20 protein-coding genes are annotated in these 15,732 nt (G+C 64.8%); 10 read left to right on the forward strand and 10 right to left on the reverse strand.

Translation table 11 applies throughout. The features are described from left to right. Window positions 1–58 precede the first annotated feature (58 nt). The 3 genes from CVM73_RS06555 to CVM73_RS06565 are packed head-to-tail and all read left to right on the forward strand — an operon-like array spanning window position 59 to window position 4,642. Window positions 59–1,054, forward strand: coding sequence for an efflux RND transporter periplasmic adaptor subunit (locus CVM73_RS06555; RefSeq protein WP_167406671.1), 996 nt, complete (start codon window positions 59–61; stop codon window positions 1,052–1,054). Further along, on the forward strand, window positions 1,051–4,275 hold the full coding sequence (locus CVM73_RS06560; RefSeq protein WP_100231206.1) for an efflux RND transporter permease subunit: 3,225 nt from the start codon (window positions 1,051–1,053) through the stop codon (window positions 4,273–4,275). Before CVM73_RS06555 ends, CVM73_RS06560 begins: the two co-directional genes overlap by 4 nt. A 10-nt stretch (window positions 4,276–4,285) precedes the next feature. Beyond that, entirely contained in the window at window positions 4,286–4,642 is a 357-nt protein-coding gene (locus CVM73_RS06565; protein ID WP_100231207.1) for a carboxymuconolactone decarboxylase family protein, read from the forward strand. A 74-nt stretch (window positions 4,643–4,716) separates the two neighbouring features. Here CVM73_RS06565 and CVM73_RS06570 read toward each other — a convergent pair whose 3' ends face one another. The 4 genes from CVM73_RS06570 to CVM73_RS06585 form a co-directional block, all read right to left on the reverse strand. Next, window positions 4,717–5,049, reverse strand: a complete 333-nt coding sequence (locus tag CVM73_RS06570; protein ID WP_100231208.1) for a hypothetical protein — start codon at window positions 5,047–5,049, stop codon at window positions 4,717–4,719. 119 nt (window positions 5,050–5,168) lie between these two features. Further along, complete coding sequence (locus tag CVM73_RS06575) at window positions 5,169–5,639, reverse strand: PaaI family thioesterase (protein WP_100231209.1); 471 nt, start codon at window positions 5,637–5,639, stop codon at window positions 5,169–5,171. 10 nt (window positions 5,640–5,649) lie between these two features. Continuing rightward, window positions 5,650–6,240, reverse strand: a complete 591-nt coding sequence (locus CVM73_RS06580; RefSeq protein ID WP_100231210.1) for a bifunctional transcriptional activator/DNA repair enzyme AdaA — start codon at window positions 6,238–6,240, stop codon at window positions 5,650–5,652. A 97-nt stretch (window positions 6,241–6,337) separates the two neighbouring features. Then, entirely contained in the window at window positions 6,338–6,742 is a 405-nt protein-coding gene (locus CVM73_RS06585) for a hypothetical protein (protein WP_100231211.1), read from the reverse strand. 152 nt (window positions 6,743–6,894) lie between these two features. Between CVM73_RS06585 and CVM73_RS06590 the strand changes: the two genes are divergently transcribed. Then, window positions 6,895–7,119, forward strand: coding sequence for a hypothetical protein (locus CVM73_RS06590; protein ID WP_100231212.1), 225 nt, complete (start codon window positions 6,895–6,897; stop codon window positions 7,117–7,119). Between the two features lie 10 nt (window positions 7,120–7,129). Continuing rightward, window positions 7,130–9,166, forward strand: a complete 2,037-nt coding sequence (locus tag CVM73_RS06595; RefSeq protein ID WP_100231213.1) for a pyrroloquinoline quinone-dependent dehydrogenase — start codon at window positions 7,130–7,132, stop codon at window positions 9,164–9,166. 44 nt (window positions 9,167–9,210) lie between these two features. Here CVM73_RS06595 and CVM73_RS06600 read toward each other — a convergent pair whose 3' ends face one another. Continuing rightward, the gene (locus CVM73_RS06600) at window positions 9,211–9,453 is read right to left on the reverse strand and encodes a PilZ domain-containing protein (RefSeq protein WP_100231214.1); all 243 of its coding nucleotides are present in this window, start codon (window positions 9,451–9,453) and stop codon (window positions 9,211–9,213) included. 181 nt (window positions 9,454–9,634) lie between these two features. Here CVM73_RS06600 and CVM73_RS06605 point away from each other — a divergent pair, with 181 nt between their 5' ends. Beyond that, window positions 9,635–9,928 (forward strand): HdeA family protein, encoded by a 294-nt coding sequence (locus CVM73_RS06605; protein WP_167406672.1) that lies wholly within the window; start codon window positions 9,635–9,637, stop codon window positions 9,926–9,928. A 113-nt stretch (window positions 9,929–10,041) separates the two neighbouring features. Here CVM73_RS06605 and CVM73_RS06610 read toward each other — a convergent pair whose 3' ends face one another. Continuing rightward, window positions 10,042–10,506: a PaaI family thioesterase gene (locus tag CVM73_RS06610; protein WP_100231216.1), complete on the reverse strand. Its 465-nt coding sequence runs from the start codon at window positions 10,504–10,506 to the stop codon at window positions 10,042–10,044. Between the two features lie 383 nt (window positions 10,507–10,889). On the opposite strand from CVM73_RS06610, the gene CVM73_RS06620 reads away from it, so the two are divergent. Together CVM73_RS06620 and CVM73_RS06625 are read left to right on the forward strand one after the other, a co-directional pair. Then, entirely contained in the window at window positions 10,890–11,186 is a 297-nt protein-coding gene (locus CVM73_RS06620) for a hypothetical protein (protein ID WP_100231442.1), read from the forward strand. A 106-nt stretch (window positions 11,187–11,292) separates the two neighbouring features. After that, window positions 11,293–11,547: a hypothetical protein gene (locus tag CVM73_RS06625; protein ID WP_100231217.1), complete on the forward strand. Its 255-nt coding sequence runs from the start codon at window positions 11,293–11,295 to the stop codon at window positions 11,545–11,547. A 42-nt stretch (window positions 11,548–11,589) separates the two neighbouring features. Here CVM73_RS06625 and CVM73_RS06630 read toward each other — a convergent pair whose 3' ends face one another. Together CVM73_RS06630 and CVM73_RS06635 are read right to left on the reverse strand one after the other, a co-directional pair. Next, window positions 11,590–11,823 carry a DUF6894 family protein gene (locus CVM73_RS06630; RefSeq protein WP_100231218.1) on the reverse strand — a complete coding sequence of 78 codons (234 nt, stop codon included), beginning with the start codon at window positions 11,821–11,823 and terminating at the stop codon, window positions 11,590–11,592. Between the two features lie 175 nt (window positions 11,824–11,998). Then, window positions 11,999–12,187 carry a hypothetical protein gene (locus CVM73_RS06635; protein ID WP_100231219.1) on the reverse strand — a complete coding sequence of 63 codons (189 nt, stop codon included), beginning with the start codon at window positions 12,185–12,187 and terminating at the stop codon, window positions 11,999–12,001. Window positions 12,188–12,459: 272 nt separating this feature from the next. Between CVM73_RS06635 and CVM73_RS06640 the strand changes: the two genes are divergently transcribed. Further along, the gene (locus tag CVM73_RS06640; protein WP_100231220.1) at window positions 12,460–12,717 is read left to right on the forward strand and encodes a DUF2798 domain-containing protein; all 258 of its coding nucleotides are present in this window, start codon (window positions 12,460–12,462) and stop codon (window positions 12,715–12,717) included. A 693-nt stretch (window positions 12,718–13,410) separates the two neighbouring features. On the opposite strand, the gene CVM73_RS40030 is transcribed toward CVM73_RS06640, so the two are convergent. After that, a complete protein-coding gene (locus CVM73_RS40030) occupies window positions 13,411–13,581 on the reverse strand; it encodes a hypothetical protein (RefSeq protein ID WP_167406673.1) in 171 nt (56 codons plus the stop codon). A gap of 595 nt (window positions 13,582–14,176) precedes the next feature. On the opposite strand from CVM73_RS40030, the gene recA reads away from it, so the two are divergent. Then, window positions 14,177–15,265 (forward strand): recombinase RecA, encoded by a 1,089-nt coding sequence (gene recA, locus CVM73_RS06645; protein WP_100231221.1) that lies wholly within the window; start codon window positions 14,177–14,179, stop codon window positions 15,263–15,265. Between the two features lie 102 nt (window positions 15,266–15,367). Here the strand turns inward: recA and CVM73_RS39075 are convergent, their stop codons facing one another. After that, a complete protein-coding gene (locus tag CVM73_RS39075; RefSeq protein ID WP_146006569.1) occupies window positions 15,368–15,658 on the reverse strand; it encodes a hypothetical protein in 291 nt (96 codons plus the stop codon). Between the last annotated feature and the right edge of the window lie 74 nt (window positions 15,659–15,732).

The raw sequence follows: 15,732 nt of genomic DNA on the forward strand, positions 1-15,732 counted from the left end.
AGCTGCGCAGCGGCGTGGTGATGCTTTGATCATGACACGGAAAAGTCCCATGCAATGTATGGCGAGATATTTGGGTTTGCTGGCTGCCTTCGCGGCGATCGGCTCGTCTGGAACGCCGGCGACGGCGGCCGAAACACTCGTGGTCACGCGGCAATCGATCGCGGATGAAAAGGCCGTATTCGCCACGGTCGAGAGTATCAGCGTGGTGCCGGCGCGCGGGCGCATCGGCGGCACGGTGGCTCAGCTCAAGGTCAGGGAAGGGGATCGCGTTGCCGCCGGCCAGGCGATCGCGACCATCGGTGACGAAAAGCTCGTGCTGCAAATGAAATCGCTTGACGCGCAGATCGAGGCGCTGCAGGCGCAGGCGAACCAGGCGCAGCTCGACTTCACCCGGACCGAAGGTCTGGTCGAGCGCGGCATCCTGCCACGGATCAAGCTCGACGAGCAGCGCACCGCGCTGAACGTCGCCGAGAACGGCCTGCGCGCCAAGACCGCCGAACGTGCGGTGATCAACGAGCAGCTCAACCAGGGGCAGGTGCTCGCGCCGGCGGACGGTCGCGTGCTGAAGCGGCTGATCACGATAGGATCCGTCGTGCTCGCGGGCGATCCCATCGTCACCGTCGCCCAGCAGAATTTCAAGCTGCGGCTTCGCGTGCCGGAGCGGCATGCGCGCCTCCTCAAGGCGGGCGACAAGATTCGCATCGACGGCGCGGAGTTCGTCGGCGAAGCCGCCAAGTTGGGCGTCATCGATCTCGTCTATCCGCAGATCGAGGAGGGTCGCGTCATTGCGGATGCGAGCGTGGAGGGCCTCGGCGAATATTTCGTCGGTGACCGCTTGCGGGTCTGGATCTCCGGCGGCGCGCGACCGGCCTTCGTCATCCCCTCGAGCTATGTGACGACCAGGTTCGGAGTCGATTACGTTCGGCTTCAGAAGGATGGCGAAACGATAGACGTGCCGGTGCAGCGTGGCCGCGTGCTGCCGACGCCGGCGCTCCCCGACGGACTTGAGATCCTGTCCGGCATTTCAGCCGGCGACCAATTGGTGCGGCCGTGAATCTCGGGCTATCGGGGCGGTTGACCAGGTCGACCATCGCATCGCCGCTGACGCCGCTGTTCCTGCTCGCGGCACTCGTGGTGGGGCTGATCGCCGTGATGGTGATCCCGCGCGAGGAGGAGCCGCAGATCAGCGTTCCCATGGTGGACATCCGTGTCAATGCCGACGGTCTGCGCGGGCCGGACGCGGTGGAGCTGGTGAGCAAACCGCTGGAATCGATCGTCAAGGGCATCGACGGCGTCGAGCACGTCTATAGCCAGACCGAGGACGATCGCGTCATGGTCACCGCGCGCTTCCTGGTCGGCACCAAGTTCGAGGATGCCATCCTGCGGGTGCACGAGAAGATCCGCGCCAATCTCGACCGCATTCCCGTCGGTATCCCCGAGCCGCTGATCGTCGGCCGGGGCATCAATGACGTCGCGGTGACGGTGCTCACGCTGTCGCCGAAGCCGGAAGCTGCCAGCCGCTGGACCGACAAGGATCTCTACGAGCTCGCCGACAAGCTGCGCGCGGAGCTGATGAAGGTCGACGACATAGGCCTGACCTACATATCCGGCGGGGCGGCGCAACAGATCCGGGTCGAGCCCGATCCGGAGAAGCTGTCGCTGTTCGGCATCACGCTGCAGCAGCTCGTGGCCAAGGTAAAGGACGCCAACCGCTCGTTCCTGGCGGGGCAGGTCCGCGATGCCGGCATCGTGCGAAGCGTCGCGGCAGGGCAGACGTTGTCCGGCATTCCCGATATCGGACTATTGCTCATCACGAGCCGTGACGGCCGGCCGGTCTATGTCAAGGACGTCGCCTCCGTCGTCGTCGGCCCGAGCACCATCGAGCATCGCGTCTGGACGGAATCACGCGATGCCGCCGGACAGTGGGCGCGGACGCCCGCCGTCAGCCTGGCGCTGGCCAAGCGGGCCGGCGCCAACGCGGTCGTCGTGTCCGAGAACATCGCGAGGCGTCTCGAAGGATTGAAGTCGCGCCTGATCCCTGAGGATATCCAGGTGACGGTGACGCGCGACTACGGCGAGACCGCCAACGAGAAGGCCAACGAGCTGCTGTTCCACCTCGCCCTCGCGACGGTCTCGATCGTCGTGCTGATCGCGATCGCGATCGGCTGGCGCGAGGCGCTGGTGACCTTCGTCGTGATTCCCACGACGATCCTGCTTACGATGTTCGCCGCCAATTTGATGGGCTATACCATCAACCGCGTCAGCCTGTTCGCGCTGATCTTCTCGATCGGCATTCTCGTCGACGACGCGATCGTCGTGGTCGAGAACATCGCGCGGCACTGGGCCATGCGCGACGGCCGGCCGCGCCTGCAGGCGACCATCGAGGCGGTGGCGGAGGTCGGCAACCCCACCATCGTCGCGACGTTGACCGTGGTCGCGGCGTTGCTGCCGATGCTGTTCGTGTCGGGCCTGATGGGGCCCTATATGGCGCCGATCCCGGCCAATGCGTCTGCCGCCATGCTGTTCTCGTTCTTCGTCGCGATGGTGGTGGCGCCTTGGCTGATGCTCAAGCTCGCGCCGAGGGGCGAGATTGCCTCGACGCACGCGGGCCATGATGAAGGCCGGCTCGGCCGGCTCTACCGGCGCTTCGCCGCGCCGATCGTGCGGAGCAAGCGGTCGGCCTGGATATTCCTGCTCGGCGTCGGCATCGCGACGCTGCTGTCAATGACGCTGTTTGCGACCAAGTCGGTAACGGTGAAGCTGCTGCCGTTCGACAACAAGTCCGAGATCGCCGTCGTCGTCGACCTGCCGGAAGGGGCGAGCCTGGAGGCGACCGAGCGCACGCTGTTCGGCGCGGCCGAGATTGCGCGGCAATTGCCGGAGGTCACCTCGCTGCAATCCTATGCCGGTACGCCGGCCCCGTTCAATTTCAACGGCTTGGTGCGGCACTATTACTTGCGGGAGAGGCCCGAGCTCGGCGAAGTGCAGGTCAACCTGGCTGCGCGCGGCGAGCGCAAGCGCGCGAGCCATGAGATCGCGCTCGAGCTGCGCGAGAAGCTCAAGGCGCTCGGTGCGCCCACCGGCACCAGCATCAAGGTGGTCGAGGTGCCGCCCGGGCCGCCGGTGCTGTCGACGCTGCTCGCCGAGGTCTATGGTCCCGATGCGACCACGCGCCGTGCGGTCACGGCCGAGCTCAGGAAGATATTCGCGGAAGTGCCGTTCATCGTCGACATCGACGATTCCGTCGGCGAGAAGCGGCCGCGGCTGCGGCTCTCGATCGACCAGGACCGGCTCGAATTCTTCGGCGTCGAGCAGCGCGACGTCTACGACACCATCCAGGCGCTGTTCGGCGGCATCTCGATCGGCTATTCGCATCGCGGCGAGGACCGCAACCCGATCGAGATCGCCGTGCATCTCGGTAAGCGCGATCTGGTCTGGGACGAGGCTCTGGCCTCCACGCCGGTGCCGGCCAATACATTGCCTGGCAGCAAGACGGTGGTCGAACTCGGCCAGGTCGTGAAGGCGACCGTGGAGGATGGCTCGCCGACGATCTTCCGCCGCGATGGCCGCTTCGCCGACATGGTGATGGCCGAGCTTGCCGGGCGCTTCGAGGCGCCGCTCTACGGCATGCTCGCGGTCGCCGATCGCGTGGATGCCCATGATTGGGGCAAGCTGCCGAAGCCCGCCATCAGCCTGCACGGCCAGCCATCGGACGAGTCGCGTCCGACGCTGCTGTGGGACGGCGAATGGGAGATCACCTGGGTGACCTTCCGCGACATGGGCGCGGCCTTCGGCGCGGCCATCCTCGGCATCTACGTGCTGGTCGTCGCCCAGTTCAGGAGCTTCCGGCTGCCGCTCGTCATCCTGACGCCGATCCCGCTGACGTTGATCGGCATCCTGATCGGGCACTGGCTCCTGGCCGCGCCGTTCACCGCGACCTCGATGATCGGCTTCATCGCGCTGGCCGGCATCATCGTGCGCAATTCGATCCTGCTCGTCGACTTCATCCGCCACAGTGGCGCCGAGGGCAAGTCGCTGCGCGAAGTGGTGCTGGAAGCGGGCGCCGTCCGCTTCAAGCCGATCCTGCTCACTGCGCTTGCCGCCATGATCGGGGCCGCAACCATCCTGCTCGATCCGATCTTTCAGGGATTGGCGATCTCGCTCCTGTTCGGGCTGGCGTCGTCAACGCTGCTCACCGTGCTGGTGATCCCCGCGATCTACATCGCCTTGCGCGCGCCGCGCGAGGCGGCTCCGACCATAGCCAAGTCCAGCTAGCGAGGATCCGATGGACAAGAACTACGTCGACATCACCAGGAACATCTCGGCCAACCTGAAGAAGCTGCGGAGCGACATTCCCGACACCATGAAGGGATTTGCCGCGCTCGCGCAAGCCGCCTCGCGCGACGGTGCGCTGGACAAGAAGACCAAGGAGCTGATCGCGCTGGCGCTCGGGGTTGCCGCGCATTGCGACGGCTGCATCGGCTTTCACACCGAGGCGCTGGTCAAGCTCGGCGCAACGCGCGAGGAGGTCGAGGAGACGCTCGGCATGGCCGTCTATATGGGCGGCGGGCCATCGTTGATGTACGCCGCCGATGCGATCGCGGCCTACGAGCAGTTTCAGCAGCACGCTGTGCCCGCTTGACGCTGGTCAGGCCGCGCACGTGAACGGGACCGGGCGAATCCGCCCGGTCCCGCGCATCATTCGTCTTGGAACGACTACCAGCGATCGTCGCCGACACCGACGCCCACGCTGACGCCCGGCGCGCGAATGCCGACACCGGCGCGCGGACCGTCGTCCCAATCGCGGTAGGTGCGGCGCTCGTAGTAATAACGGTCGCGCGGCATCGTCGCGTAGGAGTCGCGCACGATCACGCGCGCGCCGCGGCGAGTGCGATAGCAATTGCCGGCATCGTCACAGACCAGCCGCACCTGCTGGACGAGATCGGGATTGGTGTATTCGCTCGTCGTGTAGATGTCCGCGGCCCTTGCGCCGCCCGCTGCGGCCAGCGCGCCGACGCCCGCCAGCAGCGCAATCGTGATTGTCCTCATCGTCTCCTCCGTCCGAAACTGCCCTCGGCGGTACAAGAAGAGGAGGCGGTGATCGTTCCCGGCCGCGATGCTGGTTTTTCCTGGAACCGGGACTTTGTGGGCGGTTTGTTCCCTTGATCTCAAGCCGGGAAGATGAGGCATGTGGTCGTGCCGTGAGCGAGCAGCCGGCCCTTGGCATCCGTCACACGTCCGTCGGCCGTTCCGATGCGGCGGCCGCAATTCAGAACCTTGCCCTCGGCCGTGATCAGTCCCGTCTCCGGCGTAATCGGCCGCAGCAGCGAAACCTTGAACTCGAGCGTGGTCTGGCCGGTCCCCTTGTCGAGGACCGACTGGATCGCCAACCCCATGCAACTGTCGAGCAAGGTGGCCGTGAGACCACCATGCACCGTGCCCGCCGGGTTGAGGTGAGCGCCGGTCGGGACGAGCGCGACGACGACGCGGCCACGTTCAGCCTCCACCACATCATAGCCCAATGTTTGGGCGAGCGTGTTGAGAGGCAACGTTCCGTTGGCGAGGCCCTGGACGAACTCCTGCCCACTCAACTGCTTCTGTCGTCCGGCGTCGACCGTTCCATAGCTCTTCGCGGTCATCTGAATCTCCTCATCGCACTTGCCTGTGTTCGAGTCGCGAAGCTTCGGCCTTTCTCCGGAAGGTCGATGGCGGGCGACCGTAGAGCCGCGTGAATGCGGTGCTCATGCGCCGCGCGCTTGAAAAGCCGGAGCGTTCCGCGACGGCGGCCATCGGAAGATCACTTGCATCAAGCAGCCGCTTGGCGCGCTGCACACGGATCGACAGCGCCACTTGCAGTGGAGACGCATCGAGATGTCGGGCGAACAGGCGCGCCAGGTGGCGCGTGCCGACTCCCAACCGTTCAGCCAGCCGATCCACGCCGCCGCAATCGAGCTCTCCCTTCTCGATGAGTGCCAGCGCGCGTTCGACGGTTGTCCTTGAACCTTTCCATGCGGGGCAGAACGGCGCTGTTTCCGGCCGGCATCTCAGGCAAGGACGGAAGCCGGCGTGCTCGGCCGCGGCGGCGCTACGATAGAAGGTCACATTGCGAGCGAGTGGCGTGCGCGCCGGGCAGACCGGGCGACAATAGATGCCTGTTGTTTTCACCGCGACGAAGATCACGCCGTCCAACGTTGCGTCGCGGCGGCGGAGGGCATCGTAGTGAGCTTCGAAGTCGAGCATGGCGCCCGCTATAGCGGCTACACCTTTGTCGCGCGAGTCCGATGCGATGACCGTGTCCGAAAACGACCGGGGCGGACGTCCATCGCCGGGGCCGCGCCTAGATCCGCTCGTAGGTCTCCGTCCCGCAGATATCGTCGGCTTCCGCCCGCCGGCGGTCCACGACCTTCCCGCTGTTGATCGTCACGATGTAGGTCTGGGCGCCGAGCGGCGTGCCGGTCGCGGAGGTGAGCTGCGCGCGGACGCACGCCGTCCAGCCCGGTCCTCGCACCTCGCGATGGGGCGGGGCGACGTGCACCTCGCGCGGATAGGAGGTGGTGAGGAAGACGACGTCGATCTGCTCGCGCACCAGCCGCTTGACGTCGGGCGGCGGCTCGGGCGGCGGTTGCTCCGCCTCCTTCATGCGCATGAACTCCGGCACCGGTGCGCGGCTGTCGGTAAAGCCGCAGGCGCCGAGCGCAAGCGCGCCGGCGAACAGCGCCGCATGAGCAATAATCCGCAACATCCCTGGAGGTCCCCTGCGGGCCAACAGATAGGCACGAATGTGATCGGGCGAAGTCCCGATTGATCAAGATTTGCTGAAGCCTTGGAACCCGCGGCATTTGCTATTCCGCGATTGCGGGCTAGTTTGTACCCCACACGAGGGGGATTGCACTAATGAGGATTCTGGTCATAGCAGCCGCCGTCTTGGCACTGACGGCGGCCTCGGCGCAGGCGCAGGGCCGGCGCCAGCCCAATGACGGCGCCAAGCCGGCGGACAACCGCCCCAAGGTCGACGAGAAAGCCTACAAGGCCGCGCTCGAGCGCATCCCCGAGCCCAAGGAGAAGTACGACCCGTGGGGTGGTGCCCGCCCGAGCGAACCTGCCAAGAAGCCGAGATGAAGTGAGGCGGATGTTGCGGACCTGCTTACGGGTTTCGGCCGGGCTCGCACTTCTGTTGTTTGCAGTGCGGCCGTGCCTCGCCTGGGAGAGTTGGGGCGGCGATATCGGCGGCTCGCGCTTCTCGCCATTGCGAGAGATCACGCCGGACAATGTCGGGCAACTCGTCCGCGCTTTCGAATATCACACCGGCGATCTCACCGCGCGCCCGCCCGAATTGATGCGGCGGACCAAATTCCAGGCGACGCCGCTGTTCGTCGAGGACAGCCTCATCTTCTGCTCCCCCTTCAACGAGGTGATTGCGCTCGATCCCGGCACGGGCGTGCAAAAATGGCGTTTCGATCCCAAGATCGCCACCAATCAGCGTCCCGCCAATCGCTATGTCTGCCGCGGTGTCACGCACTGGATCGATGATCAGGCACATCGGGATGCCGTCTGCCGATCGCGCATCTTCATGGGCACCAACGACGTCCGCCTGATCGCGCTCGATGCGAAGACGGGAATTCCCTGTGCCGATTTCGGCAAGGGCGGTGAGATCAAGCTCGAGATCGGCATGGGGCTGGACTGGCCCGGCGAATTTCAGATCACCTCGCCACCGGCTATCGGCCGCGGTGTCGTCGTGATCGGCTCTGCGATCGGCGACAACCGCCGTGTCGACGCGCCGAGCGGCGTGGTGCGCGCGTTCGATGCGCGCAGCGGTGAGCCGCGCTGGACCTTCGAGCCGCTGCAGCGCGACGGCATCGAGGCCGGCCACGCCAATGTCTGGGCGCCGATGTCGGTCGACGAGACGCGCGGGCTCGTTTTTCTGCCGACGAGCTCGCCGTCACCGGACTTTTGGGGCGGCAGGCGGCCGGGCAACAATGAGCATGCCAATTCCGTGATCGCGCTGCGCATCGAGACCGGCGAGCTGGTGTGGGCGTTCCAGACCGTGCACCACGACGCCTGGGATTACGATGTGGCGGCGCAACCGACGCTCACGACTATCGACACCGGCGAGGGGCCGCGCGATGTCGTGATCCAGCCGACCAAGCAGGGTTTTGTCTTCGTGCTCGACCGCGACACCGGCAAGCCGGTCTGGCCGGTCGAAGAGCGCGCGGTGCCGCAGGGCGGCGCGGACGGCGAAGCGCTGTCGCCGACGCAGCCATTCCCGACGCATGTGCCGGTGCTGACGTCGCAGACGATCTCGCCCGATGATGCGCTCTCGCTATTGCCGGGCCTCGGCCGTTCGGCATGCGAACGTCAATTCGCGGAAGCACGCAACGAGGGTCTGTTCACGCCGCCCTCGGTGCAGGGCACGCTGGAATTTCCGTTCACCGGCGGTGGTGTGAACTGGGGCAGCGCGGCGTTCGATCCGGTCAACCAGATCCTCTATGCCAACACCAGCCGCGCCGCTCATCTCATCAGGCTGATCCCGCGCGCTGAGGCGGCCGGATTCAATCCGCCGCCCGGTCACGATTTTGGCCAGCAGCGTGGTGCGCCGTTCGCGATGTCGCGTGTGGTGGTGATGTCGCCGCTCGGGCTGCTCTGCAACAAGCCACCCTGGGGTGAGATGGTCGCGGTCGATCTGAGAGGCGGAAAAATCCTCTGGCGTTCGACGGTCGGCACCACCGAGGATCTGGCGCCGCTCGGCATGCCGCTGCCCTGGGGGGCGCCACTCGTCAACGGGCTCGCGGTCACCGCCGGCGGCCTCGTCTTCACCGGCGCGATGGATGCTTACTTGCGCGCCTTCGATGCGCGCAGCGGCAAGGAGCTGTGGCAAGGCCGGCTGCCGGTGCCGGGCGTCGCCAATCCCATGACCTATCTCTGGAAGGGCGAGCAATATGTCGCGATCGGCGCCGGCGGCCATTCCGAGGCAGGCACCTCGATCGGCGACAGCGTGGTGGCGTTCCGCCTGGCGCGGCTGGGCGAGGCGCCGTCGCTCTGGTCGCGCACGATCGATCGTCCGGGCGGACGGTTTGTTGCGGGTTCAGCATTGATCACGCTCGCGATCATCACGCTCGTGATCGCAAGCCTGCGCTGCCGTCGCCGTCGCCGTATCAAGCAATCATGATCGTGTTGTGCATGCGATGCGAACGCTCGTTCACATCGCGCGTGCTATTGCACGAAAGCGAGGCCGACGCGCTTGTGGCTGCGCCAAACTGTGCGACAATGCCGTACGAAATCGTCGCGCGCGATCGAGAGCGTGAACGATTGCGGCAACATGACGGGGACGTCGAGGTCGATCGCCGCGCCGCCCGCCGACATGTTTCGCACCGTGCAAGGAATGCCGCTGTTTTCGAAGGTGATCGTTCCACCTTTGAAAACACGGTGACGTTGCGATGCGCGCTTCTCGATCATCCGCGTTAGTCCTGCTGATGATTGTGAAGTAGTGCATAGAAATTACGTCGAACTAAACTCAATACTGGCGCTACTTGCACGGCGATTCAGACTTTGTTTACGACGTTGGAGCGGAGAGCCGCTCCAACGAACTTCCCTACGAGCCTTACTTTTGTGGCGCCACGCGCCGATGGAGATATTGATGAAGACCATGCTTTCGATTTTGTTCGCCGCAGCGCTCTCGCTGTCATCGATGCCCGCCCACGCGGTCAAGTGGGATCTTTCGACCATGAGCTGCAAGCAGTTCCTCGAGAGCGGCGAAGACAACATCGCGGTCGTGCTGACCTGGATGGACGGCTGGTACAAGGGCGACGAGGACAACGCGATCATCGACACCGACGTCTTCATCGCGAACGCCAAGAAGTTCGGTTCCTATTGTGGAAAGAATCCGACCGTCAGCGTCGTCACCGCGGCCGACGAGATCCTCGGCAAGTAACATCGCATGGGTGACGAGGCGAAGCGCGACCGCGTTTCCTGTCCCGACATGCTTCCATCGAGAGCCGCGCGGCGCTTTGCGCTTCCCGCGGCTCTCTTCCTTTCAGAGCGAGTTCACCCCGGCAGCATCGCGAACGCGCTCGACACCATCGCGACCGGCTTGCTGTCGGCGGCGGAGAGCAGCGTTACGCGGCCAAAGCTCATGGTACGCCCGAGCCGCACCACGCGCGCGTCCGCCAGCACGTCGGACGAGGAGACCGCGCGAATGAAATGCGTGGTCTGGTCGACCGTGGTCATGGGGCGGTAGCCGCGATTGGCAGCGAGGATCGCGATCACCATCGCGGTGTCGGCGAGCGCCATCAGGGCCTGGCCGCAGACCACGCCGCCGTTCCGGCACAGTCGCTCCGAAAACGGCATGCGCAGCAGCGCGCCCGGCTGCCAGTCCGGTACCTCTGCCGGCTGCGCATGCTCCATGCGCTCGACCGCGAGGTTGAGATCCTGGACCCAGGGCGCAAAAACCTCGCCGAGGATGCGTCGGGCGTCGGCGAGACCGAATTCGGCTTCTGGCTGCATTTGCATTGCTGTCGCGCTCTCCTGTGTTGCCGGATGTTTCGCCTCATTGTGCGCGCATCGGCGCGGCAAAGTCACCCGGTCTCGCGCCGGCCGCCTCGGCTTGAAAATGCCTGACTTGGCCCGATATGATGCCTCGCTCGGGTACGGGTGGATGATGTTGCGTCGGTGTGTCCTCGTCGTTTGCATGGCCGCGCTCGGTCTCGTGCTGAGCGGGTGCACCAAATGCGGTCCGATCTGGGACGACTGGCTGCATGCGCCCAAATCGTGCAGATCGGATCGGCTCTAGCGTGCCCATGCGGCCTTGGCCGGCTCCGGATCGCGACCGGGCTGCGACAAGAATGACACGGCGCGGGGCGATCCGCGCCTCATGGATGATCAAGGAGTGGACGATGAAGCTTTTCCGTTTGGCCGCGGTGCTGGCCGTGCTGGCGGGACCTGCCTACGCACAAATGCCCAACCTCAATTTGCTGCAGGAAGGGCCGGGCAAGACCCCCGAGGAGAAGGCTGCCGAGGCCGAGCGTGAAAAGGCCTACAAGGAAACGCTGAAGAAGATTCCGGATTCCAAGGTGTCCAACGATCCCTGGGGCGGCATGCGCTCCGATCCGCCGAAGCAGCCGGCGGCACCGAAGGCGTCGGCCGCAACCAGCGCGCCGAAGAAGACCAAGAGCGGCACGGCGGCCAACTGACCGCACGCTCCTTTCGGGGCGACACGACGCCTTTCGGACGGGACTCCTCTTGATCCGGCCCGCGCCCTACATTTGGCTCAGCGTAGCGCGTAGAGGAGGGCACGACATGGCCGATCGTCCGCGGGATCTCGCCGAGCGGATGGCGCGGCGGCGCAAGATGGCCGGCAAGCCGGGCCAGACGGCCGGCGACGGCTATCTACGCGAGACCTTCACGCTGCCGCGCGCGGCGGCGCGGGAAAGGGCGCAGGCCTTCTTCGCCCGCTACCCCAAGGCCGGCTATATGAGCGCGGTCGAGACCTGGCGCGAACTGCCCGGCGGCGACATCGAGTTCACCATGCGGCGGCTGCCCAGCGCGGACTGAGGCGAGGCTGATCCCGAAAGAGGCTGATCCCGAAAGGCCTTGCTAGTCGAAGGTTTCGGCGACGATGCGGATCCGGAACACCGGCTCCTTGGCCTCGTCCAGCAGCTCCATGTGCCATTCGGAATTTTCCCGGAGCTTGCGGGCAATGCCGGCGCTCATGTCGGCGCAGACATTGGTCATCTCCTTCCAGGCCGCATTGCGATCGGCGAATTCCGTCGCCTGCTCGGCGCAGCCGGAATAACGGCCGTTGCGGATTCGAAAGAAATAGAGCGGCATGGCCGGCACCGATCGCGCACATGATGCCTCGCCCCCAAGGCCCCTGGGCGCGCACAGTGCAATCTCAAACCACCGTCAGATCAATTCCGGGCGGCTACGGATCACGCCGCGCGGGACCCCCCTGGCGCTCTGCAGCGCATGAGTGCCCCGCCGTGGCCGATCTCGTTTGGCCGGTTCAAGCCGTCTTTCGCTCGATCGCCTTCAGCTCCCGATCGATGCGCAGCTGCACGCGCCGGATCGCCAGCAGGTCAATTTTCGTCTCGGTCTTGCCGGTCTTGACTTCCTCGCCGATGCGGAACTGCCACTGCCAGACTCCGGGAATCGCCGTCTTGGCCACGGTGAACTCGACGCCCCTGTGATTCATGGTCACCTCCCACGATTCACCTTCCTGCCTGCAAACATGTTGGCCGTCACAATATTCCGGAGACAAGCAAAATCTGCCGCAAGCCACGGATCACACGCGGGCGGGCGCTCGCGCTCCGTCGTTCTCCGACCATGAACAGAGTTCCTGAACTCCATCCCAAGTGCAGCCGGGCGACGGGCAAGGCGTGCCCGCAGGGTGGGATTCGAGAGCCCCTCGAGGCGACGGCATGTGCCTTGCTTGCCCGATGGATGGCAAGCAACCACGGACGCCCCATGCTCGGCATTCCCCGCCGCTATTCTCATTTCGTCTTCGGCATCATCCAGTCCGGACTGACCTCGCTGATCGCGGCGGGGATCGCTAGCTTTCCCGCAGGCAGCCTGATGATCTTCGTTCAGCACTGGATGCTGTCATGGCTGATCGCATGGGCCGCGATGCTGCCGGTCGTGCTGCTGGCGGCGCCCGCGATCCGCGCCTTCTCGCTGCGCCTGACCCAGGAGGAGCCGGACCCGCGTGCCGGCCGCCAGGCATGAAAAAGCCCCGCCTGGGGAGAGCCAAGCGGGGCAGAGAGTTATTGGAGGCTGAGGTGCTGGGCTGCAACACCATAGCCGAGCAACCCTAGCCGGCTCAGCTTACGACAGCCTGACGGGCGGCGGCCGTGTCTGCCCCGGCCTGACGGCCGTGTAGGTCGCGATCGAAAGGCCGCAGACTGGCCCCGCACCGGTCCCAATTTCGACATCCGTTCGCACCACTGCGGACACACCGGTCGGCAAGATTTTATCCGTTCGGCGCAGCCATGGGGGAAACGTGGCGCGCCGAAAACGGGGTGGCATCATGGATAACGTAGAGCGGTCATTCGCCGCCGCGACGGCGGCTGGCTTCGTCGTGCTGGTGATCGGCCTGGTGCTGCTGGCGGTGCTGTAGACGGGATACGCCTGCCGGGGCACGCCTCGACTTTCAAAAGATGGAAAACAACCCCATGCACAGTAGGGCGTTGGAAAATTCTGCTATTTGGTCAATGACCTACTGGTAGTATTTAGATACCGTAATCGCCCGCAATCGCCCTGCAGCCGAAGCAAGTCCCGACGGCGTGAGGGGATCGTCAGAATGAAGAAGTGGTGACCGCTCCCTGGCGGCCATCGTCTGCGAAGGTTGTCCCGGCGGCAGCACGGGCATCGTTCGACGGCGCAGCCCGTATCGGTTCTGAGGCCAGCGCGGGGCAAGCCCTAGTGAATCTTGATTTCGCCCAGGGGCAGACGCAGCTCCGCGGCGCGCTCTTCACGGTCCTTCTTGCGGAACTCGTTTTCCTTGCGCTCGAACTTCACCATCTCCTGCTGCGCCGCCTCCAGCAACGGATTGCGCCTGATCGCATCGTGGTTCGTGTTGTTGTCCGTCATGACTGAGGTCCCCAGAGTTGCGGTCCCATCCCCACAGAAGGCCCGAGACCGCCAAAAGGTTCGGTGCCGCAGGATTGCGGAAATATGACGGCGCGCGGGCGATGCGTCCTTGATGCGGGTCATTCTTCGCGGTGGGAGAGGGCACGCTGGCAAATCAGGACGTTCCGCGGCTTCTTGTTTTCAGCCACCCGATGATCGCTGGCGGCACGCACACTCCGGCAGCGACCAAGACGACAGTCCAATTGGCGAGTGCAAGAACGTGGGCCGCGGATATGGACACAATGAGTCCGATCGCGGCAGCCAACCACTGCGCCGGCGTGAAATCCGGACCTCTATTGATCGGCAAACCCATGAACATCCGCAGGGGAAAAGGAGCGCACCGGCGAACTGGAGATAGAATCGCGAGCGCCCGGAGGCAAGAAACGAAAGAGGCCAACCGAGGCGGCCCAGGCCGCTTCCCCTGCTACCAAGCTTCCAAATCCGCAAAAGAACATATTGCGAACCTGGAACAAATAGGGTACATTGCTTTTATCGCCGGCCCGCCTCTCAATCGTTTGTCCCCCTAGCGAATCCTCGCCATAAGGAGCACGACCCAATGTCCGCAACTGCCCTGCGTATCGTCGAAGGATCTTCCATGGACAAGAGTAAAGCTCTGGCCGCCGCGCTCTCTCAGATCGAGCGCCAGTTCGGTAAGGGCTCGGTGATGAAGCTCGGCAAGAACGACCGGTCGATGGACATCGAGGCGGTGTCCTCCGGTTCGCTCGGGCTCGATATCGCGCTCGGCATTGGCGGCCTGCCCAAGGGGCGCATCGTCGAGATCTACGGGCCGGAATCCTCGGGTAAAACCACGCTGGCGCTGCATACGGTGGCGGAAGCGCAGAAGAAGGGCGGCATCTGCGCCTTCATCGACGCCGAGCACGCGCTCGACCCGGTCTATGCCCGCAAGCTCGGCGTCAACATCGACGAGCTCCTGATCTCGCAGCCCGACACCGGCGAGCAGGCGCTGGAGATCTGCGACACCCTGGTGCGCTCCGGTGCGGTCGACGTGCTGGTGGTCGATTCGGTCGCGGCCTTGGTGCCGAAGGCCGAGCTCGAGGGCGAGATGGGCGATGCGCTACCGGGCTTGCAAGCCCGCCTGATGAGCCAGGCGCTGCGCAAGCTCACCGCCTCCATCAACAAGTCCAACACCATGGTGATCTTCATCAACCAGATCCGCATGAAGATCGGTGTGATGTACGGCTCGCCCGAGACCACCACCGGCGGCAATGCGCTGAAGTTCTACGCCTCCGTCCGCCTCGACATTCGCCGCATCGGCGCGATCAAGGAGCGCGACGAGGTGGTCGGCAACACCACCCGCGTCAAGGTGGTGAAGAACAAGCTGGCGCCGCCGTTCAAGCAGGTCGAGTTCGACATCATGTACGGCGAGGGCGTCTCCAAGATGGGCGAGATCCTCGATCTCGGCGTCAAGGCCGGCATCGTCGAGAAGTCCGGCGCCTGGTTCTCCTATGACAGCCAGCGCCTCGGCCAGGGCCGCGAGAATGCGAAAGCATTCCTGAAGGGCAACCCCGACATCACCGCCAAGATCGAGACCGCGATCCGCCAGAACTCCGGCCTGATCGCCGAGCAGATTTTGGCCGGCACGCCGGAGCGCGACGCCGACGGCGAGGAGCCGGCGGAGGAGTAAGACTTACCGCGAAGAGTTTTCGCGAGGAGCGGGCACTGAGGACGTTGAGTTGCCGACGTCTTCGGTGCCCGTTTCGTTTTGGGTAATATAAGAGATGCAGGATCAGTTCTTGAGACCGGGATCGCCGTGAGTTGGAATCAATCCGAGGTCATTGCCGCTCGCCAAATTATTATCGAGACGGCGAAAGGCATACTTGCGGGAAGCGTGTCTCCGGTCGAGGGTGCCAGAGCAATTGCACGACAAAGGTTCAAGGCACGCCTCGAAGATGATTCCGATATCATGCCCTTTGTCGGAGTTGATTCTGAGACCGAATCTTTGCCGATTGGACGCGAACGAGTGCACTGGCAGGCGCGCGCTCTCGCCGATCTCCAGGGCAAGATCGATGAATCCCAAGTATGGGCGCTCTCAGTCGCGAGGACCCATTGTCAGAGCCTCGTGGCCCGGTCGGGAAGCTTGATGCGTTGGCC

Origin of the sequence: Bradyrhizobium forestalis (assembly GCF_002795245.1) — a bacterium.
GTDB classification, from domain to species: domain Bacteria; phylum Pseudomonadota; class Alphaproteobacteria; order Rhizobiales; family Xanthobacteraceae; genus Bradyrhizobium; species Bradyrhizobium forestalis.

What these genes read in the sequence shown, in the direction of transcription:
- CVM73_RS06555 (WP_167406671.1), top strand. Translation starts at nt 59, where the DNA reads ATGGCGAGATATTTGGGTTTGCTGGCTGCCTTCGCGGCGATCGGCTCG.
- CVM73_RS06565 (WP_100231207.1), top strand. Translation starts at nt 4,286, where the DNA reads ATGGACAAGAACTACGTCGACATCACCAGGAACATCTCGGCCAACCTG.
- CVM73_RS06570 (WP_100231208.1), bottom strand. Translation starts at nt 5,049, where the DNA reads ATGAGGACAATCACGATTGCGCTGCTGGCGGGCGTCGGCGCGCTGGCC.
- CVM73_RS06575 (WP_100231209.1), bottom strand. Translation starts at nt 5,639, where the DNA reads ATGACCGCGAAGAGCTATGGAACGGTCGACGCCGGACGACAGAAGCAG.
- CVM73_RS06580 (WP_100231210.1), bottom strand. Translation starts at nt 6,240, where the DNA reads ATGCTCGACTTCGAAGCTCACTACGATGCCCTCCGCCGCCGCGACGCA.
- CVM73_RS06585 (WP_100231211.1), bottom strand. Translation starts at nt 6,742, where the DNA reads ATGTTGCGGATTATTGCTCATGCGGCGCTGTTCGCCGGCGCGCTTGCG.
- CVM73_RS06590 (WP_100231212.1), top strand. Translation starts at nt 6,895, where the DNA reads ATGAGGATTCTGGTCATAGCAGCCGCCGTCTTGGCACTGACGGCGGCC.
- CVM73_RS06595 (WP_100231213.1), top strand. Translation starts at nt 7,130, where the DNA reads ATGTTGCGGACCTGCTTACGGGTTTCGGCCGGGCTCGCACTTCTGTTG.
- CVM73_RS06600 (WP_100231214.1), bottom strand. Translation starts at nt 9,453, where the DNA reads ATGATCGAGAAGCGCGCATCGCAACGTCACCGTGTTTTCAAAGGTGGA.
- CVM73_RS06605 (WP_167406672.1), top strand. Translation starts at nt 9,635, where the DNA reads ATGAAGACCATGCTTTCGATTTTGTTCGCCGCAGCGCTCTCGCTGTCA.
- CVM73_RS06610 (WP_100231216.1), bottom strand. Translation starts at nt 10,506, where the DNA reads ATGCAAATGCAGCCAGAAGCCGAATTCGGTCTCGCCGACGCCCGACGC.
- CVM73_RS06620 (WP_100231442.1), top strand. Translation starts at nt 10,890, where the DNA reads ATGAAGCTTTTCCGTTTGGCCGCGGTGCTGGCCGTGCTGGCGGGACCT.
- CVM73_RS06625 (WP_100231217.1), top strand. Translation starts at nt 11,293, where the DNA reads ATGGCCGATCGTCCGCGGGATCTCGCCGAGCGGATGGCGCGGCGGCGC.
- CVM73_RS06630 (WP_100231218.1), bottom strand. Translation starts at nt 11,823, where the DNA reads ATGCCGCTCTATTTCTTTCGAATCCGCAACGGCCGTTATTCCGGCTGC.
- CVM73_RS06635 (WP_100231219.1), bottom strand. Translation starts at nt 12,187, where the DNA reads ATGAATCACAGGGGCGTCGAGTTCACCGTGGCCAAGACGGCGATTCCC.
- CVM73_RS06640 (WP_100231220.1), top strand. Translation starts at nt 12,460, where the DNA reads ATGCTCGGCATTCCCCGCCGCTATTCTCATTTCGTCTTCGGCATCATC.
- CVM73_RS40030 (WP_167406673.1), bottom strand. Translation starts at nt 13,581, where the DNA reads ATGACGGACAACAACACGAACCACGATGCGATCAGGCGCAATCCGTTG.
- recA (WP_100231221.1), top strand. Translation starts at nt 14,177, where the DNA reads ATGTCCGCAACTGCCCTGCGTATCGTCGAAGGATCTTCCATGGACAAG.